Source organism: Flavobacterium soyae (assembly GCF_021245985.1).
Lineage (GTDB): Bacteria > Bacteroidota > Bacteroidia > Flavobacteriales > Flavobacteriaceae > Flavobacterium > Flavobacterium soyae.
The window spans coordinates 149653-174427 of sequence record NZ_JAJQXA010000006.1 but is presented as its reverse complement, the minus strand read 5'-3'; the positions used below and the strand labels follow the sequence as shown (position 1 = coordinate 174427).

23 protein-coding genes are annotated in these 24775 nt (G+C 29.3%); all 23 read right to left on the bottom strand.

Annotated elements, in window-relative coordinates; genetic code table 11:
- Positions 1 to 2: 2 nt before the first annotated feature.
- Positions 3 to 1157 (bottom strand): glycosyltransferase family 4 protein, encoded by a 1155-nt coding sequence (locus tag LUU93_RS09935; RefSeq protein WP_232680807.1) that lies wholly within the window; start codon positions 1155 to 1157, stop codon positions 3 to 5.
- 6 nt (positions 1158 to 1163) lie between these two features.
- Positions 1164 to 2540: a CDP-glycerol glycerophosphotransferase family protein gene (locus LUU93_RS09930; RefSeq protein ID WP_232680806.1), complete on the bottom strand. Its 1377-nt coding sequence runs from the start codon at positions 2538 to 2540 to the stop codon at positions 1164 to 1166.
- Position 2541: 1 nt separating this feature from the next.
- Positions 2542 to 3423, bottom strand: coding sequence for a hypothetical protein (locus LUU93_RS09925; RefSeq protein ID WP_232680805.1), 882 nt, complete (start codon positions 3421 to 3423; stop codon positions 2542 to 2544).
- On the bottom strand, positions 3423 to 4856 hold the full coding sequence (locus LUU93_RS09920) for an MBOAT family O-acyltransferase (protein WP_232680803.1): 1434 nt from the start codon (positions 4854 to 4856) through the stop codon (positions 3423 to 3425). The genes LUU93_RS09925 and LUU93_RS09920 overlap by 1 nt, the downstream gene beginning before the upstream one ends.
- Before the next feature lie 30 nt (positions 4857 to 4886).
- Positions 4887 to 6020 carry a UDP-N-acetylglucosamine 2-epimerase gene (gene neuC / locus LUU93_RS09915; RefSeq protein WP_232680802.1) on the bottom strand — a complete coding sequence of 378 codons (1134 nt, stop codon included), beginning with the start codon at positions 6018 to 6020 and terminating at the stop codon, positions 4887 to 4889.
- On the bottom strand, positions 6013 to 7053 hold the full coding sequence (gene neuB, locus LUU93_RS09910) for an N-acetylneuraminate synthase (protein WP_232680801.1): 1041 nt from the start codon (positions 7051 to 7053) through the stop codon (positions 6013 to 6015). The genes neuC and neuB overlap by 8 nt, the downstream gene beginning before the upstream one ends.
- A 4-nt stretch (positions 7054 to 7057) precedes the next feature.
- On the bottom strand, positions 7058 to 8152 hold the full coding sequence (locus LUU93_RS09905) for an acyltransferase family protein (protein WP_232680800.1): 1095 nt from the start codon (positions 8150 to 8152) through the stop codon (positions 7058 to 7060).
- A complete protein-coding gene (locus LUU93_RS09900) occupies positions 8139 to 8810 on the bottom strand; it encodes an acylneuraminate cytidylyltransferase family protein (RefSeq protein ID WP_232680799.1) in 672 nt (223 codons plus the stop codon). The genes LUU93_RS09905 and LUU93_RS09900 overlap by 14 nt, the downstream gene beginning before the upstream one ends.
- A 14-nt stretch (positions 8811 to 8824) precedes the next feature.
- Positions 8825 to 9892 carry an acyltransferase family protein gene (locus LUU93_RS09895; RefSeq protein WP_232680798.1) on the bottom strand — a complete coding sequence of 356 codons (1068 nt, stop codon included), beginning with the start codon at positions 9890 to 9892 and terminating at the stop codon, positions 8825 to 8827.
- Entirely contained in the window at positions 9892 to 11007 is a 1116-nt protein-coding gene (locus LUU93_RS09890) for a glycosyltransferase family 4 protein (RefSeq protein ID WP_232680797.1), read from the bottom strand. Before LUU93_RS09890 ends, LUU93_RS09895 begins: the two co-directional genes overlap by 1 nt.
- Positions 11000 to 12034 carry a glycosyltransferase family A protein gene (locus tag LUU93_RS09885; RefSeq protein ID WP_232680795.1) on the bottom strand — a complete coding sequence of 345 codons (1035 nt, stop codon included), beginning with the start codon at positions 12032 to 12034 and terminating at the stop codon, positions 11000 to 11002. The genes LUU93_RS09890 and LUU93_RS09885 overlap by 8 nt, the downstream gene beginning before the upstream one ends.
- A gap of 1 nt (position 12035) precedes the next feature.
- Positions 12036 to 12929: a glycosyltransferase family 2 protein gene (locus LUU93_RS09880; RefSeq protein WP_232680794.1), complete on the bottom strand. Its 894-nt coding sequence runs from the start codon at positions 12927 to 12929 to the stop codon at positions 12036 to 12038.
- Positions 12926 to 13849, bottom strand: coding sequence for a glycosyltransferase family 2 protein (locus tag LUU93_RS09875; RefSeq protein WP_232680793.1), 924 nt, complete (start codon positions 13847 to 13849; stop codon positions 12926 to 12928). The genes LUU93_RS09880 and LUU93_RS09875 overlap by 4 nt, the downstream gene beginning before the upstream one ends.
- A complete protein-coding gene (locus LUU93_RS09870) occupies positions 13849 to 14760 on the bottom strand; it encodes a glycosyltransferase family 2 protein (RefSeq protein WP_232680792.1) in 912 nt (303 codons plus the stop codon). The genes LUU93_RS09875 and LUU93_RS09870 overlap by 1 nt, the downstream gene beginning before the upstream one ends.
- Positions 14761 to 15813 carry a hypothetical protein gene (locus LUU93_RS09865; protein ID WP_232680791.1) on the bottom strand — a complete coding sequence of 351 codons (1053 nt, stop codon included), beginning with the start codon at positions 15811 to 15813 and terminating at the stop codon, positions 14761 to 14763.
- The gene (locus LUU93_RS09860; RefSeq protein WP_232680790.1) at positions 15789 to 16730 is read right to left on the bottom strand and encodes a glycosyltransferase family 2 protein; all 942 of its coding nucleotides are present in this window, start codon (positions 16728 to 16730) and stop codon (positions 15789 to 15791) included. The genes LUU93_RS09865 and LUU93_RS09860 overlap by 25 nt, the downstream gene beginning before the upstream one ends.
- Before the next feature lie 3 nt (positions 16731 to 16733).
- Positions 16734 to 17588 (bottom strand): glycosyltransferase, encoded by an 855-nt coding sequence (locus tag LUU93_RS09855; protein WP_232680789.1) that lies wholly within the window; start codon positions 17586 to 17588, stop codon positions 16734 to 16736.
- Positions 17585 to 18418, bottom strand: coding sequence for a glycosyltransferase family 2 protein (locus LUU93_RS09850; RefSeq protein ID WP_232680788.1), 834 nt, complete (start codon positions 18416 to 18418; stop codon positions 17585 to 17587). The genes LUU93_RS09855 and LUU93_RS09850 overlap by 4 nt, the downstream gene beginning before the upstream one ends.
- Entirely contained in the window at positions 18419 to 19348 is a 930-nt protein-coding gene (locus tag LUU93_RS09845) for a glycosyltransferase family 2 protein (RefSeq protein WP_232680786.1), read from the bottom strand. It abuts the gene before it with no gap.
- Positions 19338 to 20258 carry a glycosyltransferase gene (locus LUU93_RS09840; protein ID WP_232680784.1) on the bottom strand — a complete coding sequence of 307 codons (921 nt, stop codon included), beginning with the start codon at positions 20256 to 20258 and terminating at the stop codon, positions 19338 to 19340. The genes LUU93_RS09845 and LUU93_RS09840 overlap by 11 nt, the downstream gene beginning before the upstream one ends.
- Positions 20259 to 20383: 125 nt before the next feature.
- A complete protein-coding gene (locus LUU93_RS09835; RefSeq protein WP_232680783.1) occupies positions 20384 to 21658 on the bottom strand; it encodes an ABC transporter ATP-binding protein in 1275 nt (424 codons plus the stop codon).
- Between the two features lie 56 nt (positions 21659 to 21714).
- Positions 21715 to 22575, bottom strand: coding sequence for an ABC transporter permease (locus LUU93_RS09830; protein WP_232680782.1), 861 nt, complete (start codon positions 22573 to 22575; stop codon positions 21715 to 21717).
- A 201-nt stretch (positions 22576 to 22776) separates the two neighbouring features.
- Positions 22777 to 24744 (bottom strand): polysaccharide biosynthesis protein, encoded by a 1968-nt coding sequence (locus LUU93_RS09825; protein WP_232680781.1) that lies wholly within the window; start codon positions 24742 to 24744, stop codon positions 22777 to 22779.
- Positions 24745 to 24775 lie beyond the last annotated feature (31 nt).

Genomic DNA, 24775 nt, shown 5'->3' with positions numbered 1-24775 from the left:
TTTTAGTCTTCAGATTTAAGTAACGATTTATAAAAAACAATATTTTGATCCATAATAGTATTCAGTCCGTATTTTTGAACCACAAATTTCCTTGCTGCTTTTGCTATTATTTCTTTTTTTTCTTTGTTTGAAAGAAACCAGATAATTTTTTCAGCAATATCTTTTGGATTATAAGGGTCACATAATAATCCTGTTTTATAATCTTCTACAGCTTCTGGTCCTGGTCCTAGTTTTGTAAAAACAACTGCTTTTTCCATAGACATGGCTTCTGGTGCAACTAAACCCTGTGTTTCCATATGCGACGGAAATACACATACCGCCGCCTCCGAATATGCATTGGGAATACCATTAAATGAAATTGCTCCTTTAAAACAAACATCTTCTGCCGCTTTCTCTATTTTTGGTAATTCTTTTTCTTTCAACATCTTAATATAGGATGTTCCATCAGGAAAAAACCAGTCACGTCCATAAATTTCTAAAACAGCGTTAGGAATTTCTTTTTTTACAAATGGGAAAGCCTGAATCAATTGCCTTATTCCTTTTTTTTCACAAACTGTTCCGGCAAAAAGGATCTTGTTATCAGATTCATTTTCACTTATTGGTTTAAAAAAATCAGTATCAATAGGGTTACTTATATAGGCTATTGGTTTATTATTGTAACTTAAATATTGTTCGGTATGTTTTTTTACATACTGAGAAACAGCAATAAAAGCATCTGCTTTACTAAAAGATCTTTTTTCCTGAAATCCTTTCCATTTGTTGATTTTCCTGTTTTCACTTTCAGCAAAAAAATGATGGCCTCCGTGTAAACGGATAATATATTTTATGTCTTTTATTTTAGATAGGAAAGCAAGCCCAAGTTCCGAAGATTCAATAATATGTATTGGATTTTCTTTGTGAAGCTGCTTTATTTTTTCATTAAGTGCCTTCGAATTAAAATACCAGGAAAATCCTTTTATTGTACTTTTTTTTAGTCTATAAACATTTATTCCTTCTACAATTTCAGTTTCATTATTTGGAGTATAGTTAATTCCGACAACGGATATTTGAAAACCTTTTTTAACCAACGAAACAGCCAATGTCTTAACAAAGCTGCCAATTCCTCCATGTGGAAAACCTTCTTTTGGAAATTCGTTAGTTATGAAACAGATGTGCATATCTACCTAATTTATTATTTTCCGAATATTATTAGATGCATTTTTATAATCTCCAAGTATTATTTCTTTCCAATTAATCATATCAATATTATTGCTTGTCTGCATAACAATCTTTTGAGCGATTTCATTTTTACCATTTAACCAAATAACTGATTTTTTATTTGGCATACTTCTAAAATGTTGAAATTGATAAATTGTTTTCACCGACCAATCTTTTACATTTTTATTTGGCTGATCATAATTAATAAATATACAGGGCTTATTAAACATTGCAAAATCAAAAGCCATTGTAGATCCAACATTCACAACTATATCAGAATAAAAGGCAGTACTCACTAATAACTTAACATCATCAAAAGTTGGATAAACAGTATTCCATTCTTTTGATTTACTGAAATACCATAACGGCGGTGCTTCTTTAATTAAATCTTTATATTGCTCTACGATCTTATCAAATCTTCCTGAAAAATCAACTGGACATCTTCTTAATAAAATTTGATATTCATTCTGCAAATTTGCTTTGATAATTTCCTCGGCTATATCTTTCAAATAACTTGGATCATCTGGAGAAGTTTTAGTGTCATCCCCAGAAAAGCAAATAATTCTTTTGTTTAAATCTAAATTATATTTCTGATAAAAAATTTCTTTATCAATTATATTTTTTGGTTCATCGTAAAATTCAAACTGTGGAGTTCCTGTAATATGAATATTTTCTGCTGGAATTTCAGAATAGAATTGTTTTAATTCATTTTTCATATAAAGAGACCAAACTAAGTAATTATCTGCCCGCAGGGCTAAACGAGCTTTTGGCAAATTATCCCATGAATAAATTACGGTGCTGGTTTTAATTCCCAAATCAGTCGCTGCGGCAAAAACCGGTGCAGCAGTTAATGCTCTTTGATGTGAACAGAATAAATGGCTTACTTTTGCATCGCTCAAAATATTTTTTACCTGATAATAAAAAGGATTTTGACGAATTGCTTTCTGATACATTTTTTCGAGTTTTAAAATACTCGGATATTTTTTAAAAAATATAGAGGATATCTGTATTAGTTTATAAAATATCTTTTTAGACAATCCTTTTTGTTTCCAATTCCAATTGGTTAACAAAGTTGGATTGTTAACTTTAGAATTATTATAGTATAATCTTGAAATACAGATTAATTCTCTTAAAAATTTTTCTTTTAAGGATTCCTTATAATTAGGAATCAAAATATCGTTATCAATTAAAGTATCTTCCTTAATTGAAGTTATGGTTTGAGGATCAAAACCATGAAACAGGATTAAATCTTCTGATTTATAATTATTGAATGTATTAGAAAAAAGATAATTCCTAATTCCAACACCATCTGGGAACAATAATAAAATCTTATTTTTTTCCATTTTACTTATTGAAAAAATCTTTTAAAATTCTTGCCGTAAATATTTTTGCACCAGCATCATTCATATGTCCGCAAGAAGAAAAGTATTTATCTTCTATTACCACATTTTCATAATTATGAATTTCCGGATAAACCTTTTTGACTTTTTCAAAATAATTCATTCCTGTGGTGTTTTCACAAATTGGTGTCATAACCGCAATGAAATTAATATTATGTGCCTTACAAAGGTTTTTAATTTCTTCGTAATATTTATTGTGTTTTAATGGATTTAAATTGACAATATTATTTTTCATATTGCCATTTTTATGCTTTACCAAAGGATAATAACCCAAATTATCTAAAGCATTTGTTTTTTTATCAATTGTAATAAAAAAAGTTTCCCTGAACCCTATTTTTCCATCATATTTAATATATCTGTAAAATGGAATATAATACAGTTCATTAAAATCTGCTTCATTTGAAAAATGATCTTTAATCACTTCTGAATTGTGAATATAAGGCAGGAATCTCGCAGAAATCCCTTCAGCCTGATGTTCATTAGACAAATTCAAGTCGGCTTCGAGAATAACATTTTTTATTTCATATTTTCTTTCAATCATTAATTTCAACATCAAAGAAGCCTCAAATAAATGCCCGCCGCTCATTCCGTAATTGAATGCTTTTAATCCTTTGTCTTCAAACATTTGTGCCACAAAATGATTGTTTGCTCTTGAAGATCCTAAAAAAACTACATCGTATTTCTGGGCTTTTGAATTAAAAACCTTTTCAATTTTTCCTCTATTATTAGAATGCCTAAAAATATAGGTGTACAAGCCATCTAATAGAAATGCTATTAAAACAGTTACTACACTAATTTTAGCTATATAAATTAAAAACTTCTTCATTAAAACTGAAAATATATAAATTCTTTATAATCTGAAAAAGTTCCAAAAGCCATGATGGCTAAAATTGCCAAAGCAGTTTTTAAGGTACTCCATTTTCCAGAAAGTGGTTCTACTTTACTGCGGTTATTCCATTCGATTAAAACAAATATTCCAATCATAAGCAGCAGTTCGTAACTGTAGCGTTCGTTGTCTAAATACTGAAAACTAAAATCTTTACTGGTAATAATTCGCTTTAAATACAAAACAGCATCTGTAATTGTTTTGGCTCTAAAAAATACCCACGCAATACAGGTTAATGCAAAGGTGTAAAGTATGCTTAGAAACACTTTTACAGAATCAAAATTAAATTTGAGCTGAATTGTGTCCATGTTATTTCGATTACTGTTTGAAAGAAGTAATGGCAGGAAATAAACTGCATTTATGAATCCCCAGGCCAGGTATGTCCAATTTGCGCCATGCCAAAAACCACTAACAACAAAAATGATAAATGTGTTTCTGATTTTCATCCAAAGCCCGCCTTTACTTCCTCCTAACGGAATATATAAATAATCTCGAAACCAGGAAGAAAGTGAAATATGCCAGCGGCGCCAAAACTCCGCTATATCTCTTGAAAAATAGGGATAATTGAAGTTTCTCAATAAATCTAAACCAAACAATTTTGATACGCCAAGTGCAATATCTGAATATCCTGAGAAATCTCCATAAATTTGAAAGGCAAAATATACAGCTCCTAAAATAAGTGAGAAGGAATTCATTGAAGTGTAATTATCGAAAACTGCATTGGCATATGGTGCACAAGTATCTGCAATAATTACCTTTTTTACTAAACCCCAAATAATTTGATAAACTCCCTGTTTTGCATTTTCTAAATCAAACTCGCGCTTAACTTTTATCTCCGGCAGTAAATGTGTTGCTCTTTCGATTGGTCCGGCAACTAAGAGCGGAAAATAACTCACAAATAAGGAATAATCTACAAAATTGTATTCAGCTTTTATTCTTTTAAAATAAATATCGATAACATAAGAAAGTCCATGGAATGTATAAAATGAAATCCCGACAGGCAAAATAACATTCAGTAAAAAGGGGCTTGCTTTTACTCCGGCTGAATTTAATAATTCTGAAAATGAAGAAGCAAAGAAATTATAATATTTAAAAACTCCTAAAAATCCAAGATTAACCAAAATACTTAACCAAAACCAAAATTTTCGACTTTTCTCTGACTTTCCTTTTTCGATTTGAATTCCTGTGTAATAATCCAGAAATGTGGAGAAAACCAATAAAAATAGAAATCTCCAATCCCAACAAGAATAAAAATAATAACTGGCAATGATTAATAAAGCATTTTGGGTGCTTTTGTTTTTATTAAATACAAACCAATACAGAAAAAAAACGATTGGTAAAAAGATAGCAAATGCTATGGAGTTAAAAAACATAAGTGTTTACAATGGTATTATTAAGGGATATTATATATCTCTAAATTGTTTTTGGTGATTCAGCTGCCAAATATCGTTTTTCTTTAGTGATTGCAAAAACAATTCGTTACTATTTCCTTCCCCAAAATCATTATCTGAAACCTGAACTTTGTGAGAACCTATTTTAGAAAGTGCTTCAAGGATGTCTTTTTCTGAATAATTGACATTGATAATATCGGCATGAATGGCTCTGTTTTGCTGACGGGTTCCTATATTTATAATTGGAATTCCATAATAAGGAGCTTCGCGAATTCCGGCACTGCTGTTGCCAATTATAAATTGACTGTTTTTTAATAATGTTAAAAAATATTCGAATCGCAATGATGGAAAAATTCTGAATCTAGTATTTCCTTCCAGTCGTTTAAATTCGTCGATTATAAATTGACTTCCCAAATCATTATTTGGAAAAATAACAATATAGTTACGCTTATCTTTCAATAGGCAGTCAACAAAAGTAACAGCATATTCTTTCATTGAATTAAATTCTGTCGTAACGGGATGAAACATTACAAGTGCGTAATCATCAAAAGAAATCTGATAGTATTGTTTTGCTGTTTCAAGAAAAGGCAGATTGTTTGAAAACATAATGTCTATATCTGGCGAGCCAATTGTAAAAATAGACTCTTTTACTTCTCCCATTTGCTGCAGCCTTTTTGCAGCCTGTTTATTTGATACAAAATGTATGTGGCTTAGTTTACTCACACTATGACGAATTAATTCATCAACAGTTCCTGAAACTTCACCGCCTTCAATATGAGCTACCAAAATATTGTTTAAAGATCCTACAATGGCGCCGGCAAGTGTTTCTACTCTGTCTCCGTGCACCACAATCATATCTGGTTTTATGGTTTTGCAGTAATTTGACAAACCTTCAATGGTTTTTGCCAATGTCAAATCCATCGTAGTTTCGTGCGTATGATTTTCGAATGTAAAAACGTTTTTAAAATTGCAACGTTCTATTTCGATCAATGTATAGCCATAAATTTCCTGCAGATGCATTCCAGTAACGAAAACAAAAGCTTCAAAATCCTGTTGTTCTTCGAGAGTTTGAATAAGGGATTTTATTTTTCCAAAATCTGCACGGGTGCCGGTAAGAAATAATATTTTTTTTGAAGAATTACTCAAAATCAGTAAAATCTAATTGTTCGTCATTTTCAATATCTCTCGCAGCAGTTTTTCCAATTAAATCATTAAAGTGTTCTGCTAAAATTTTACCAGTTCCCGGGCGTTTAACCCAAATATTTTCTTTAGATAAAATCTCGCCTTTTTTAATTGATTTAATAGCGCAAACAGTAGCAAAAGCAAAATCAATTGTAACTTGTTCTTCTAGAGCTGGTTTTTTAGTTCCGCCTCGCATTAAGGCAATTTCTGCGCTTGAAACAATCAATTCTCCACATGCTTTTTCATCCATACTGCAAACAATATCCGGACCTGTACGCTGCATATGATCTGTAAAATGTCTCTCTAAAATACTTGCCCCAAGAGCGACTGCACCTAAACAAGCATTATTGTTTAAGGTATGATCGCTTAACCCAAATACTTTGTTTGGAAAAGCTTCGTGAAGTTCTGCCATTGCCCCAAAACGAACTAAATGAATTGGTGTTGGGTATAAATTTGTTGTATGCAATAAAGCAACCGGAATATTATATTTATCAAAAATGGCAACCGCTTTTTGAATACTTTCTATTGTATTCATTCCTGTGCTTAAAATTACAGGTTTTCCAAATGAAGCAATGTGCTCTAGCAAAGGATAATTATTACATTCTCCCGAACCAATTTTATAGGCTGGAATATCAAATTTCTTTAATCTTTCGGCAGCTGCTCTTGAAAATGGAGTTGAAATAAAAATCATGCCTTTGCTTTCGACATAATTTTTCAATTCTAATTCTTGAGATTCATTTAGCGAGCATCTTTCCATAATTTCATAAATAGAAACATCTGCATTTCCCGGAATTACTTTTTTTGCTGCGCCAGACATTTCGTCTTCTACAATATGAGTCTGGTGCTTCACTACCTCAACTCCTGCCCTGTGTGCTGCATCTACCATTTCTTTTGCTACTTCTAAAGAGCCTTCGTGATTGATTCCGATTTCGGCAATAACTAATGGTGGAAAATCTGGTCCAATTTTACGGCCTGCAATTTCTATGTATGGATTCATTCTTTTAAAATTTATATTTTTCCTTTTTTAATATAAAGGGTTTTTCAAAAAACTTATATGATAAATGTGAAACTAAAATTGTTCCTGCAAATGTAAAAATGTAAAGCACGGAATTAGAAAAAAAATTCAATCTTATAAAACAGTTTATAAAGAAAACAATAACTATTTGATGATACATGTACAAACCATAGGAAATCTCTCCCATTTTAAAAAAGAATCTATTTTCTAAAAGCCTTGCGATATTTGTATTGTGAACCAAATTCAATATAATTATTATAAAAAAAACAGCGTTTAGAGAGGTTTTAAAGTAAATTATTTGAAAATCAAAAATTAAACTGATTATCAGTAAAAGAATACTCAAACAAAAAATATAATTGTTTGTTATTACATCTATTACTTTGTTTTTATAAAATAAAAAGTAAGCTCCCAGCGCTCCAAAAGTAAGTGAATCCAATTGAATTGTTTCAATATAGCCGCGTATTAATTTTATGTACATAATATGATCCAAAGCAGAATTGCACATAAATATTAACACTAAATTATAAAGCAGAATTATTCCTAAAAAATATCTTTTTAAATGATTTGTTTTACTAATTAATAGTGGCCAGATAAGATAAAATTGTTCTTCAGTTCCTATAGACCAGGTTTGTGTAGCAAAAGGAATGAGCTTAATGACAATTAATACATTGGATAGGAAAAATAAAAACAAAATCAGAATTTTGATAAACTCTGCATTATTTGCATATTCTAACTTTAAATTGGGAATATTAAACATTTCCAGATGAGGCAGAACAAACAATGAAAGTATTACGATCATGAAATATAGCGGCCATATTCTTAAAATTCTTCGGAAATAAAAAAACTTAAAGTTAATTTTCTTGTGTTCATTTTTTTCCTGTAATAATAAAAAGGTGATTAAAAATCCACTTAAAACAAAAAACAACGATACTCCAAGTTTTCCCAAATATTTAATTTCGTGAAAACCATTTTCATATCCAAAAAGAGATTTATTTAATTCAATATGACTAATTATTACCATCAAAGCAGCAATAAACCTTAAACCATTAAGATTGGGGAAATAAATACTATTTTTTTCCATCAATCTTATTATATATAAAGGCTGCATATTCTAAATCTTCCGGAGCATCAATGTCAACATGTGCAAAAATATGATCTACTTCAAATGGAATTGCATTTTCTGAGATAATAATATCTTTTTGTATTAAAGAAGCTTTTGAGATATAGAGCAATCCATTTTCAAAAAAAAGCGGTTCTAAATCCTGACTTCTCTGTCCGAAAGTGTAATTAAAAGGCTGGAATTTATTGTTTACAATTTTTCCAAATTTTTGATGATTTCTTGAAATAGTAAATAAACTGTCTGCATCTTCCTTTTTATATTTTTCAAAAGCTTCTCTTAATAAATTTTGTGGTCGAAATGGGTTTGTTGCCTGCAATAAAACTACATTTTCAACATCAGATCCTATCATTTGTAAAGCATGTTTTAATGCTGAAACTGTTGGTTCTAAATCTCCTGAAATAGAAACGGGACGATCAATAACTTTTGCTCCAAATTGCAAGGCTGTTTTCTTAATTTCTGCATCATCAGTCGAAACGTAAATATCATCTATAATTTCACTGTTTTTCTGTGCATATAATATTGAATGAGCAATTAAAGGAAATTCTCCCAACAACTGAATATTTTTTCCTTCTATACGTTTTGAACCTCCACGCGCTGGAATTATGGCTATTGTTTTCATTGTTTTAATTTTTATTAAGCCGGGTTTTCAATTACAGATGCCGTTTTATTTCTTGTTTTTATTTTATTCTGAATTGGTTTTTCAACATAAATATAAGCTAATGAAGAAGCAATAATTAAAATAACAAGTCTGATAAAAAAAACTAATGTAGGATCTGTTATATGAAAATACTTGTTTACACTATAGGCACTAAACATAGAATAAACTGGATACTGTAAAATATAGATTCCAAAACTAATTTCTCCTAAAAACACAAATAGTTTCTTTTGAAATAATTTTGTAATAATTCCATTATTTAATGAAATTAAAATTATTAATGAGATAAATAACGGAGCCAGTAATCCATTATGAAAAATTTTACCTACTGAAAATTTTAAAGCCAGAATTGTAAGTCCGGCAAAGGTTAGAATCAAAAAATCGTAGTTTGCTTTTTTAAATTGCAATTTTTTAATAAAGATAAAGCCTGCCAGATTTCCTATCAAAAACTCATTGATATGCAATATGGGATTATACATTATAAAATCTTTTGCTGTCGTAGATGTTTCTGCGTATAAATAATAAAATACCTGAAAAACCAGCTGGCTTAAAATCCAGAATGAAATTATGTATAAAGAAATTGGTTTAATTTTAAACCTATTGAAACATTTATTAAACAGAAAAGGAAAAATAGCATAAAACACAAACTCTACAGATAATGACCATCCGGGTGCATTAACCGATAAAATTTTACCCGGAACCCAGGACTGAATCATCAAAACATTTAAAAATATCCCTGAAAGATCTATTTCATTGGTACGAACCTGCAGCAAAAACATTATAAATATTGCCAAAAGATACAAAGGATAGATTCTGGCAAATCTATTTGTAAAATATTCTTTTGTAGATATATTTGATTTATTGGAGTATGCAATCATCATTACAAATCCGGACAAAATAAAAAAATAGCTCACGCACACATCTGCATTATTGAATATAAAATCTACGATAAAATTATTAAATAAGAAACTTTTTTTACCATAGTGAAATATAACTATTGAAATTGCGGCCAAAAACCTTGTAAATGTCAACTGGTTTATTCTCATTATTTCGCTGAATTGTTTTGCATTCTATTTTTTGCTGTTTCTATAATATCATTCATTTTGGTATTCCATTTTTCTGAAGAATACAAATCATTTGGTACTTCTGGAGTTTCAAATTCCCCTTCTAAAAAATCATTTACAGCCTGTCCCCATTCTGAAATAAAATGTGGATTTTCTATTAATTTTCCGTATTTCCCGTATTGTAATACTTCTGGAACTCCTCCTAATGCTGATGCAATACAATAATTTCCACAATGTAAAGCCTCAATAAGACTGAGTCCAAATCCTTCCTGGCATAATGTTGGAAATAGATAGCAATCTGAAATTTGATAATACTTTGGCAGTTCGTCATTTGGTATTTTACCCAAAAATATAACTCCATCCATTGTTTCTCTTGGATTACACCCTATGACTAATAATACTATATTTTTTTGCGAAGAATAAATTCTTCTCCAAACGTCCAGAATAACATGCAGTCCTTTTTTTGGCCTATCCTGCGAGCACCAAACGAAAACTTTTTTATCTTTAAAACCTAATTCGGCTTTTAACTTGGTTTTTTCTGAACTCGAAATTTTACTAAATTTTTTAGTATCAATTCCATTTGGCAAAATAGAAATATAATTGGACAGTACATTAATCTTTTTTTTGTGCTCAATATAGCTATCGTTTGTAAGCAAAATGATTTCATCTATAATGTCATAGAAATTCTGCATTGAATCGCTGTAATCATATGGAGGATAACCATGATAAAAGAATTGAATGTAACATTGTTTATCAATTCCTTTTGATATAAGATAATTTTTGAGAGGCTTTACCATTCCATAATTATCAACGATCTGGATTATATATTTTTCACCAGGATTTATAAATTTATCGAGAGCCTGAAAATATTCAAGATTTTTTTTCTTCAAAAATTTTCGCTGAATTTTATGCCAAAACGTAAAATTGGTGTAACTGTATTTTACGCTGTCATATTTTTTGTCTGACTTAGGACAAACGATGTAATCTATTTTATGATCTTTCTCTAAATAATTATTATAGAGCGTTGTCCAGCTTCCTATTTTTGAAAAAGGCAGCGGCACTTGTGAAAGCAGAATTACTTTAGGAGACTTACTCATTTTTTTGAATATATTTTAATGTCTCACTTTTAGAAAGTCCTTTTATTTTCAGGCAATAATACCATATTTTTTGTCTGGTAAGAATTTTTGAAAATAACTTGTGCTTAACTATAAATCCTATTCTGGAAAATTTAATCTTTTGTAAAAAAATTGGATTGTCTGGAAGAAAATTATTTGGTTTTATTTTTTCTAAAGTTTCTTCCATCCATTTTTCTTCAATATTACCTAAATGGAATGCAAAATTTTCTTCTGTTGAAAGCCGCCACATTCCCTTTTCTACAACCGGAAGATCAAGTAATTTTGCTTCACTATCTCCGCCTAGCATAAAATTCGAATATCTAATTCTGCTGTTTTCAAAAACTTCTTTTCTGTAAGTCGTAATAAAATGCCCGGCTCCAACAACGGCTCTGAAATTATCTTTTGAAACGGTAAGGTACTTTTCGAGGTGAATATCCTGATACATATTTGGATTTTGCACACTTTCTGCAAATGCTTTTAAAGCTGTTGGATTTTTGACTTTCGTAAATCGAAGTGATTTTGAAAATAATAAATCGAACCAAATATTAAATGTATAATTTTTTAAAGATTTTGAAGATGGTGTTGGGCAGACAGCTCCTGTTTTTGGAAATTTTTCAAAAACATTATACGTTTCTTCCTGCCAGTTTTCTAAAAAAAGTACATCGGCATCGCTAATGGTAATAAAAGTAAAATTATGTCCCGAAATACCTTTTATGATGGCATTTAATTTCCCAATATTGGTCGTGTTAATGATTTCGTGTATTTTTCCTGTTTTTTGAAGATCAGTTAAATACTCTGCTGCTTCAATACAGCTTCCGTTATTAACAACTGTAATATATGTTTTTGGGTGAATTGTTTTAAATAAAGATTTGAGACAATATTCCAAAATTTTCAGGCTGTCTTTAAAATAACCTTCGCTGTCAGGTATATAAACAGGAATAACAACCTGATGAAAAAAATCATTTGGTTCTTGTTTTTTATCTTTATTTGGGTTGTAGCCTATTCTCAATTTACCTCTTTATTAAAATAAAAATAAATAATTTTAAATTTTTCCAATTGAAAAACCAGAAAGAATCCAACTTATTTAAAATGCTTAAACTTTTAAAATAGTTTAATTTAAACATCTTTATCTGATTGTGTACCAGTTTTTGGATATATCTGGGATAATCTTTTTTTGAGATAATCCCTTTGTTTTTATATTCCGTTATAAATTCTTTATTGAAGAGATTTAATTTTAAATATTCTTTTTCGTTAATCTTTGAATTGTTTGAAAAATGTATTCGGTATTTTGTGAGTGGTAAATCGACATAATAAAATTTAGTAAAAAACGAGGCCCTGTTCCAATATTCGACATCTTCACCAGCTGCAATCATTTTTTCATTAAAAAAGCCTACTTTTTTAATAATTCCTGCCCGAGTAAGAGGATAATCACTAACGGTATAGTTCCCGATCATTTTCATTGATATATCACCATGCTTGTCTTCAATTTTACCTGGCTTACCTACATATCTGTCTAATTCATTATCATTTTCATCAATTAATTTACAATAATGATGTGCTAAACCAAATGACGGATTTTTTTCTAAAACATCAAGAAGTATTTCTATTTTATTAGGTTCCCAAAGATCATCATCGTCTAAAAAAATGATATATTCTCCTTTCGAAATCTTTATACCTTCATTTCTAGGTTTACAAGGGCCGCCGGAGTTTTTGATTTTTAAGTATGTTATAGAATCATATTTCGAACATAACTTTTGATTTTCATCTCCAATCGTTCCGTCATCAACTACTATAACATCTAAATTTTTATAAGTCTGATTAAAAACAGAATCTATAGCTTTTTTTAAATAATAAGCCCTGTTATAAGTTGTAATAATAACCGATACCAAAGGAGAAATGCTCATTTTCTAAAAAGTTTAAATGCTGTGAAACGAATTAATTCAAGAAAATATAGCAGTCTTAGGTTTTTATTAATTTGTATTTTTCGAACGCTCGAGGTGTTTAAAAAATCTTTTTTATGACTCCAGATATAGTATTTAATATAATGATTAATAAATTGGGGATATTTATCCGTCTGCTTAAAAAGATTCAAGTATTTAGCATTTTCATGATAAATGCTCTCCAATTTATGTTTTTGTAAAAATGTAGATGTTGACCCAGCATGCCTTCTAAAATAATTTAGGTTTTTATTTAAAAATGCAAACGAGCTGTTTTCTAATAAATATGACCATAAAAAAATGTCCGAACATTGTTTATTTGTAAAGATAGTATCGGGTATAGTTACGTTTGGTTTTTTAAATACAACTGAACTTCCATTTGTTATGTAAGTATCAAATGGCATTCTTTTAAAGAAAACACTTTTATCTATTACTTTATATTCATTTTTATTAACGTTTAAATCTTTTGTTCTGTTTGATGAATCGTAGGTAATTTTATTGTTCTCAACGTAATGACTGGCAGAAAAAGCCAGAGAAACTTTTTCATTAGATTCTAAAACAGGAATTAATTCTTCCAGAAAAGTTACATCAGAATAATCATCAGTCTCGGCTATCCAGATATATTTTGTTTCGGCAAGTTCGATACCTTTTTTCCAAGAGTTGTAACCGCTTCCTGAATTATTCTCATTTACTATAAAATATTTGATATTAAAATCAGGATTGTTTTTAAGAAACTTTTCAATTATTGCTACGCTGTCATCTGTCGATTTATCATCAATAATAATTGCTTCCCAATCTTTGTATGTTTGATTATAAATAGTTTCTAATCTGTCGATTAAAAATTCGCCATGGTTATAGCTTGGTATAATTATAGAAAGTTTAGCCATTATTTATTTTTGAATCGAAGTATTATTTTAAAAAAAGATCTTGAAACATTTAACAGTCCCATTTTTTTTAGAATCTTTTTAATCATTAAACCTGTTTGATAAGCATTTGAACTTCTAACTTCTTTCAGTCTTTTTTTAACCTCTTCATTTGACTGATAAATTCTTGAAATTAAAGTAAAAGTAAATTTGTAGTATTCATCATTAGTAAGAATAGATTTAAAACTTTTCAGAACCTTTACTTTATTATCATCGATACCCAAAGTTGACATCCTGCTATTAGGGTTAATTCTATAATATGCTAATGGTTGATCTATAAAAGCTGCCTTACATCCTGTTTTAAATAAACTTACCCAGACAACCCAGTCTTCTTGTGCTGACAAATTATCAGGAAAACGAATATTTTTGAACAATAAAGCATCAAAAAAACCACATTGCATTTGAAGAGAAAATGATATGTTCCATTCGTATAAAAATCCGTCAAGATTAAAATATACAGGATCTAAAATGCAAAATGGAGGAGATGAAGCTTTTACATCGTTCGTAAACATTCTAAAATTAGATATGACGATTTGTATCTTTTTATTTAACTCCAGTTCTTTTATTGACAATTCTAGTTTTCTAGAATCTAAAACATCATCACAATCTAAAAACTGAATATATTGTCCATTTGCATTTTCTAATCCTAAATTTCTTGTACTGCTGACTCCACCGTTCTCTTTAAAAAAATAGGCAAAACGGGAATCTTTATCAACAAAGCATTTTGCTACTTCAGCCGTATTATCGGTACTTCCGTCATCAATAATTAAACATTCCCAATTCGTAAAAGTTTGATTATATATTGAATCGAGCGCCTCAGTTAAATACTGACTCTGATTATAGCAGGGAACAATTATAGAAACTAACGGATCCATTTAATTATTTATCAATTGGTAAAAAAAAGCATCATATTGTGCCGCAATAGTACTGGCTTTAAATTTATCTTTCTTTTCCAGATACTCTTTAGTTTTAAAAAAAGCTTTTTGATCTAAAGCCATTGCAGCATCAATCACTTCTTCATAATTTTTCTTTTGCAAATCTAGTAATGGAAAATTAAAATAATCTGCCGTTTCTGTCAAATTTCCCACTTTTGGAATTATCATTGGTTTATCAAAACTCAACCCCAAATACAGATTTCCTGAATTTAAATTTTTTAATCTCGGAATAACAACTAGTGATGAATTCTTAACTAAATCAACCATATAGTTATAATCTATAAATTTAAAATTAAAAAAATATTGTTCTTTTCGAAGTGGAAAGCAAAACAAAAACTCTTCAACTCTTCTGTATATATTTCTAAAACGGTATGGGAAAAATTTTGGCAGTTTCATAAATACAAACATATTAGGAACAATCAAAAACTTATTTTTGTGCGGAATTTTATTAAAAACTTTAAAGATAAGTTTTACTTCTTCCATTGATCTTATATCTCCAATTACTGAAACAACATATTTATCTTTTAAATTTAATTGAAATTTTTCCTGAAAATCTGCAATCGCAAAATCTGCAATTAAACTATCATACAAAGGATGATAAATAACTGTATGCTGACAATTGACAGAAAAAAGATGTTTGTATTTTTCTAACGAATAATTCCCTAAATGAATCACTCCATCTGCATGTTTTTGTACTAATCTAAATAAATCTGCAAACTTATTTTCTTCGTCGTAATGCGATTTGATATCGTTTAAAGTGTAAATTATTTTTGAATGCTTTTTCCAGTCTAAAATTTTTTGTTCAAGATCATTTAACTGTTCATCTGTTGGAACGATCCAATTGAAAATAGCTTCTGGAAAATGAATATTTACAATTTTATAAGTGTTTTTATAACTATTAAAATCGCTAAAAATAAAATTACAATCTGAAAAACAAATAATTTCATCAAGGTAAATATTTCTATCCTTTAAGTGCGGTACAAATACTTCCATAAATTTTTTATTTTTTTTCTCTTAATACGGTCAAAAATAAACTCTAGAATGATTATATCTGCTAATTTAAATCTGAACTTGAAAAATTCTTTTCTTAAAATTCTAATTTTTACAAAATCTGAAATATTACCAAAAAAATTAATTAGCTGTGCATGTGTATAATCTTTTAGTCTTTTACGTTCAATGTTAAAATTGATCTGTAGAAAATACATAAACAAAAAAAGACTTTTTATTTTTAACTGAATGTTTTTCTCTGTAGCTACAACAGAAGATATATTACTCTGGCTAAGTCTCCAATACACTAAGGCATTCTTTATATAAAAAACTCCAGTGTTTTTGCTAAATACCAGCCATGTAGCATAATCCGAGAACCATGCAAGCGGGAATTCTACAAATCCATTGTTTCGATTATAAACATTTCGACTAAAAATGAATTCGCTGGCGGTTATGGTTTCCTTCATTAAAAGCATCTGATCTAGTAATTTTTGAGATGTTTCATGAACTTCATGATCAAATAACTGGCTTTTTAAGTCTCCATTCTCATCAATAACGTTAAGATTAAATCTAATTAGATCAATTTCTTTATCATTTGATTCGATAAAATTGTAAAACTCTTCGACGACATTATTTCCTAAAATGTCATCGTCTCCTAAGAGCATTAACCATTTTTCGTTTTTCGAAAGTTCTATGCAGCGTTCCCATTGCTGAATTAATGAAATACTTCCTAAATTAGATTCAAAATTATGGTATACTAAATCTATTTTTTGTTTGTATTTTTCTATTATATCTGAGCAATCTTCCGGGCTCGCGTCATTACCTATATAAACTTTAAACTCTTTATTAGTCTGATTGGCAAGCGACGACAATGTTTCTTCAAAAAACTCAAGCTTGAAATAAGGAATAATTATTGCCAGCATTTTTTAAATCAATTTTATAAATTCTCTTAAAAAATAATTATGAAACTTATTTTTTGGGTGTTTTAAAAAAAACTTAAACCAAATACGAAATGCCAAATACGGTCTTTTGTATGTAAAAGCCAGATAAATCATTTTTTTTAAGTTTTCAAAATCGATACTTTCTAATTCATCCTTACTTAAATTATTCTCTACTGTAAGCGGTAAAATTTTGTTATAATAATTATGTATTTTCAATGTCGATTTAACCCAATTTGCATCTACTTGTCCTTCTGAAAAATGCTCTAATAAAATTTGATTCGTTACAACTATTTTTTTACCACACTTTTTAACCTTAAATGAGATATCTAAATCGTAGTTATGAAAACCTTTAAACTTTTCAGAAAAAGATATTTTTTCTTTTTTAGGCATTGCCATAAAAACACCATCAACAGCAACAACTTCTTCGACAGAATTATCTCTCCAGCCCATATTCCAGTGTTCGGTTTTTCCTGAATTAAGATGCTGCATTATATTCATTACTCTGTATTCTTCAGGACAATCCCACCATCCAGATATCATTTTGCCTTTAACTTTTGTTCCGGCTATACCAATTAATCCAATTTCGGCATCAGATTGAAAAATAGATATTACTGCTTTTCCCCAGCCTTTTGTATGAAATCTGATATCATCATGAATGAAACATAAATAAGTTCCCTTGCTTTTTTTAATTCCGAGATTGTAGGCTTCAAAAATAGAGTGTTTGTTCTCTGAATTATCAATTATAATTAATTCATAAGCAGAGTCTACTGTTTCTGTGATATTATTAAAAAATATCGGGTCAATTTGAGTACTTCTGGAACAAATAATAATAGATATCATCTTTGCTTTTTGAATTTATCTTTTATTTTTTTTAATAACAGAAAAAATATTGTTTTAAAAGAAAAAGAAGTGTGCAGGTTTTTAAAGGCATTCTGTAATTCTAAATTTTTATTATACATTTCAAAAATTGAATCGTAACCATACGCTTGAATATGTTTTTTAAAAATATATTCAAGCATTTCCTGATTCTTAATTTCGTTATTGTCAATTATTGTACTTCTGGAATTTTCTTTGATTCTATAAAAAAGAAAGCTGTTTTCTAATTTGGCTGCCTTTCCTCCTTTTTTCAGCATATTGATCCAAAGTTCCCAATCTTCAAAACCAAATTTCATATTCTCATCATATCCTCCGGCAATAACAAAGTCACTTTTCCTGAATAATCCGCAACAGTGAATTTTGTTATATTGAAGTAAGTCCTGAACGACAACTTCGTTTTGCAGAGAAAATTCTTCGTCTTTTTCTCCAAAGAAAAATGCACGTCCAAATACTATTTTTGAATTTGTAATGTCTATGTTTTTTACAGATTCGTGCAAATAATTATCACTAATATAGTCATCTGCATCTAATGGCAGTAAATAAGTCCCTTTTGCAATATCTGCTCCTAAGTTTCGTGCATGGCAAACGCCGCGGTTTTCTGTAAATAAATATTTAAATCTGCTGTCTTTTTCAATCCATTTTTTTGCAGCTTCCTCACTATTATCACTACTCCCATCGTTAACGATAATACATTCCCAGCTCGCATAACTTTGGTTTAGTACTGACTGCAAACATTGATCAAGGAATTGACCTTGATTGAAACAGGGAATAATTATAGATACTGTTGGACTCAATTAGATTGCTTTTATTATTATTTTTTTAAATTTATCAATACTAATAAAACGACCCAATATAAAAGTTATTTTTACAGGAAATTTATTAAAATTAAAATGATTTAAAATTATTTGAAGCTGGCTAATATTTGAAGCTGCTAAATACAATTGAATCCATCTTATAATCCAACTTTTAATAAAAGGGACAGCCTTTATACGTTTGACTTCATCGATAGTGAAATTTTTCATCAAAAGTTCTAATACAGCATTTGTTGCTAATCTGTCTGATGCGGTTGAGGAGTTCTCCTGAAATCGATAAATAGAAAGAGGAATATTAATGGCTTTGAATTTACAATTGTTTTTTAAAAGCCTCAGCCATAAATCATAGTCTTCTGCGGGAACACATTTTTCATCAAAAGACCCAACTTTTTCAAGTACTGCTTTTTTTACCAATACTGTAAGAATTGGGATTTTATTCATTTTCAGGAAATCACAAATTGAAGTAGGTCCAAAATATTCACCATTCTGAACTCTCATTTTCTCTAATGTTAGATCAGACACATCTATTTGTTCCTGACCTGAATAATAAGAATCTGTAAATATTAAATCGTAAATATTTAAGTCAAAATGAGATAGACTTAACTCTAATTTATTTGGCAGCCATAAATCATCGGCATCTAGAAAAGCAATAATATCTCCCTTCGCAATTTGAATTCCGTTGTTTCTTGCCTTAGCTTGTTTAGCATTATTTTGATAGATATATTTAATTCTGTTATCTGTATCTAAATATTTTTTGCAGATTTTTGCAGTATCGTCTATCGAGCCATCATCAACAATAATTAGTTCCCAATTAGTATAAGTTTGATTTAAAACAGTATCTATACTTGCCTGAATATATTTAGCGACATTATACGCGGGCATAATAATGCTGACCAAATTATTATTTTCCATTTTTTAATTTATTAACGACTAATTTCAAGCTTTTTTTAAAACCAAAACAAACAGCAAAATCCCAGATTAAATTTAAATAATCGAAGGAATAGCGATTAGGGCAAAATTTTATTGATTCCTTAAGAAGATGATTTCTAATACTTCGTATGTTGTCATTATCACAATCTGGCACTTTAAGAATAATCTCTTTTAAGTTAAGGTAACTATAGAACTTTTGCTTATAAATTGAAGCGCCTGAAAATATACCTCCTCCATGTACTCTATATGCACTTGAATAAAAATCCATTAACATTCCATTTCCTTTGCTTAAACAAAGTGCATAAATGCTATTATCCTTGCTATGTTTTAATTTTCTTAATATTGTAAAATCCAGCATATTCCTTCTTAGTACAGCTGTCAATGTGTATGTACAGTAAGGGGCAAAAATGTTATTTAAATCAATATGAAAATTTTTATCTTTTTCAATATGAGAAATCCAATCTGGCTTTTCTAATGGTAATAAATTTTGTGATTCTTGTTTTATTAAATATTTTGTCCAGCAAATCGAATAATTTGTATTATTTTCCAGAAAATCAACCTGTTTTTGCAGCTTATGCGGATCTGTCCAATAATCATCTCCTTCACAAAATGCAATATATTTACCTAAACATTGATCTAAAGCATAAAGTCCATTAGCTTTCATACCAATATTTTTTTTATGCCTGTGATACTTAATTCGAAATGCTTGAGGATGATTCCTTAAAATTGATTCTACAACTTCTGGCGTTTTGTCAGGAGAACAATCATCTGCAATAAACAATTCAAAATCAAAATTAGTTTCTTGCATTAAAACGCTCTCTATAGCTTGTTTAATGTAAAGCTCATGTCCGTAAGTAATCATATGGACTGATACTTTTATCTTAACGTCCATGTAAATAATTAAAGTTTAATTTGTATTGTAGTATCATTTTAATTTAAAATATCAGCTTATGCTTTAAATTTTTAACCTGCCGATTATTACTAATCTTATTTGAGAAAAATTATCGAAGATAAAATTTAATTATTTTTAATTGTCCATTCAAATTTAGGCTTAATATAACCTGGTTCTCTTCCCATATAGACTCCTAAATCCCGGCTTCCATCAACTATTGTAAATGACATTATATCATTCTCAATAAATATGGCCTCTCTTCTATCTTTTACAAAAAATAAGGATAAGAAGTATTGTCCAGATTGAAAAAATGAAGCTGGAAAAATGCACACTAATTCATTTTTTCCATAATTTAATGCATACTCTTCATTACCATTAGAAAAAGAAAAAAGAGCTTCACCCATTTCATTATATAGATGGTACGTTAAATGATAATTTTTATTTAACTGATTTTTTAAAATTATAGTTGTATTTAATTCTATAACATTATTTTCAGAAAGAGGGTCGTAAATAGTTTTTCCCTGGCTATTTATTGAAATCTTTTCCAGTTTAAATTCTTCAGTTTCATGATCACTGCCAAATATTTTTTGGTTTACTATTTCAGAATCTCCACTTAAATAATAACTCACAGCATGTTCAATATTTCCATCAAACTTTACCTTTCCATTCTCTAAGACAATTCCTCTATGACATAAACTTTTTACTGCCGCCATATTATGACTCACAAACAAAACTGTTCTTCCCTGCCCTTTAGAAATATCCTGCATTTTTCCAATAGCTTTTTTTTGAAACTCGGCATCACCTACAGCTAAAACCTCATCTATAACTAAAATTTCTGGTTCCAAAAAAGCTGCTACAGCAAATGCAAGACGAACGGTCATTCCGCTGCTATATCTTTTTACAGGAGTATCAATATAACGTTCACAGCCAGAGAAGTCAATAATTTCATCTAGTTTAGAAGCAATTTCCTTTTTTGTCATCCCCAGAATAGCACCGTTTAAAAATATATTCTCACGACCAGTCATTTCTCCATGAAATCCAGTTCCAACTTCTAATAAAGAAGCAATTCTTCCACGAGATTTTATACTTCCGGTTGTTGGCGCAGTTACTTTTGAAAGTATTTTTAAAAGTGTTGATTTTCCAGCACCATTTTTACCTATGATTCCTAAAACCTCTCCACGTTCGACTTCAAAATTAATATCCTGAATAGCCCAAACATATTCTGAAGTACCTTTAGTTGAACGATCATTAGTTTCACCAATTTTTAAATATGGATTTTCTTTTCCGCGTATTTCATGCCACCATCTGTTTACATCGTGACTTAATGTACCTGTACCTACTTGTCCCAAACGATATTGTTTAGAAATATTTTCAGCTTTTAAAATAATATCTTTTTTCAATTATGATTCTTAATTATTAATTTCTAAAATGTAATTAGATTAAAATAAAATTTAGGTTAAACTGTATCAATAAAGCTTTTTTCTGTTTTATTAAAAACTAAAATACCTAATACGGATATAGCAAATGTCAATACTGTAGTATAAATTAATCCAAAGACCGAAATTTCGCCAAAGCCTAAAAGTAAATAACGAGATGTCTCGATGATATAAGCTAGAGGGTTATACTCAACAATCCATCCGTATGCCGGCAATTTTGCTTTAATTAAATTAATTGGGTACATCACTGCTGATAAATACATCAACAATTGTATTCCAAAACCCACTAAATAAATAAAATCACGATATTTAGTTACCATAGAAGAAATTATCATTCCTAATCCCAGTCCTAAAATTCCCATTATTATAATTAGTAAAGGAAAAAACATTACCAAAACATTTAATTTTAAATCTGAACCCTGGAAATAATAAAAGATATAAAATGCGATGAAAATTAAGAACTGAATTCCAAATTTAATTAGATTAGAAAGTACAACTGACAAAGGGGTAATAATTCTTGGGAAGTAAACTTTCCCGAAAATTCCAGCATTAGATTTAAAAGTATCAGAAGTTCCGTTTAAACAAGCCGTAAAATAGTTCCAAACAGTAATACCAGCTAAATTAAATAAAAATGGAGGAATAGAACCAGTATCAATTCCTGCTACGTTATTAAATATTATTGTGAAGGTAATAGAAGTAAACAAAGGTTGTATTAAATACCACAGCGGGCCTAATACTGTTTGCTTATATACAGTAATTACATCCCTTTTAACAAAAAGAAATAATAAATCCCTGTATTGCCAAACTTCTTTAAGATTTAGTGAAAAGAATTTATTTTTAGGCGTTATTTCGAATAACCAATCTTCAGTATTATTATTCATTTTTATATTATTTACAATCTATCTTAATAGTGTTTATAAATTATTAAAGAGTCTTTATTTTACTGGTAAAAACCTAAATTAACAAGATTTTTAATCAATTAATTAACTTCTAAAAAAGCAAAAAAGGCGTTTAAAAAAACACCTTTTATTAATTCATTAAGAAGTTAAAATTAATTCCAACTATTAAAACTATTAAGAAAATTACTTATCCAAAACTTCAAAAGCTGAGTTCATACTTTTAAATTCGGGAACAATTTTTTTCATTTTTGCTACTATATCTTCATTATCATAAAAATCTGCAATTCCAATTAATTCATCTATATCAGTATGCAGGTTTTCATATTCATCTTGTATTTCTTGAGCGATCATAATTTTATTATGATACGTTGGCAAAGTTTTAGATGTATCGTTTAATAATTCTTCATATAATTTTTCACCTGGCCGCAATCCAACAATCTTTATTTTAATTTCCTTATCCGGAATAAATCCTGCAAGTTTAATCATTTTTTTAGCTAAATCGATAATTCTTACCGGTTTACCCATATCAAAAATATAGATCTCACCACCATTACCCATTGCACCGGCTTCTAAGACTAATTGACAAGCCTCTGGAATAGTCATAAAATATCGAATAATATCCTGATGCGTAATTGTAACAGGACCTCCTTCTGCAATTTGTTTAGTAAACAAAGGCACAACAGAACCGTTAGATCCCAAAACATTACCAAAACGTGTAGTAATAAACTTTGTAACTCCAGGTATATTCTCTTTTTGATTTTTCAAATATAAAGACTGAACGTATTTCTCTGCGATTCGTTTGCTGGCTCCCATAACATTACTAGGATTTACCGCTTTATCGGTAGAAACCATCACGAATTTTTTGACATGATATTTACATGCTAAGTCAGCTAAATTTTTAGTTCCTTTGATATTTGTTAAAATGGCCTGCGATGGATTCTCCTCCATTAATGGGACATGCTTATAAGCAGCTGCATGAAAAACAACATGCGGATTATAATTTTTAAATACTTTTTCTAATGCTTTTTTGCTTTTTACATCTGTAATAACTGCCACAATTTTTGCAGTTGTATCCATGCTTAATGTTTCTAAGCAAAGATTATGTAAAGGAGTTTCGGCATGATCTAAAATAATAACCGTTTTTGGATTAAACCCAAGAACCTGTCTTACTATCTCACTACCAATTGAACCGGCAGCTCCAGTAATAAGGATGGTTTTATCTTTCAATTGTTTAGAAATCGACTTACTATCTAAAACAATAGGCTTTCTTTCTAATAAATCTTCAATCTGAATATTTTTTACTTTTTGAGAAATCTCTTTTTGATTTTCCCAATCTGAAATTAGAGGGACTGTATAAACACGGTAATTGAATTCAAGACATTGATCAACAATAATCAATTGTTCATCTTTTGATAAACTTTTATCAGCAATAATAACTCCTTCTGCAGCAACAGAACGCATTAGAGCCGGAAGTTTTTTCCTTAAAATCAAAATAGGAAGATCTAACATTCTCTTCGATGCATTTTGATTATTTTTATCAACAAAACCAACAATTTTAAATCGCGATGGAGTTTCAAATTTTAATGCATTTGCAACTGAAATTGCATTTGCATCAGTTCCATAAATTACAGTTCTTATAAGTTTTGAATTTGTTTTTTCTGAGAAATATAATTCAAACGTCTGCTTCACAATTACACGATATAAGAACAGACCGCAAAAAGACAGAACTAAATTGATAAATAATGCCGTATTTAGAAATGCTTTTTCTCCTGTATATAATTCATAAACCAGATTTATAAACAAAAAGAACACCAACACTGACATTTGAGAGAACAATAACTTAATAGCATCAATATAAGATGAATGCCTTATAATTCCAGAATAAGTTCTAAAAAGCCAAAAGAAAAAAACGTTTACGATTATTAAACTTAAAACAAAATAAAAATCGTGAGAAACAATAATATATCCTAAAGCTGTCCCTTCAAACAGCATATAGGTAAATGTAAAAGAAAAAAGAAGTACCATTACATCTATAGCAACAATAATCCACCTTGGCAAATAACTAAGGTTATTAATGTTTGCTCTCAAATTCCTTGGTGAAAAAGAGTTATACAATATGGATGCTATTTTGGTTTGTTTATCTGTATCCAATTTGGTTTATTTTAATTGTGCAAACTTTTGT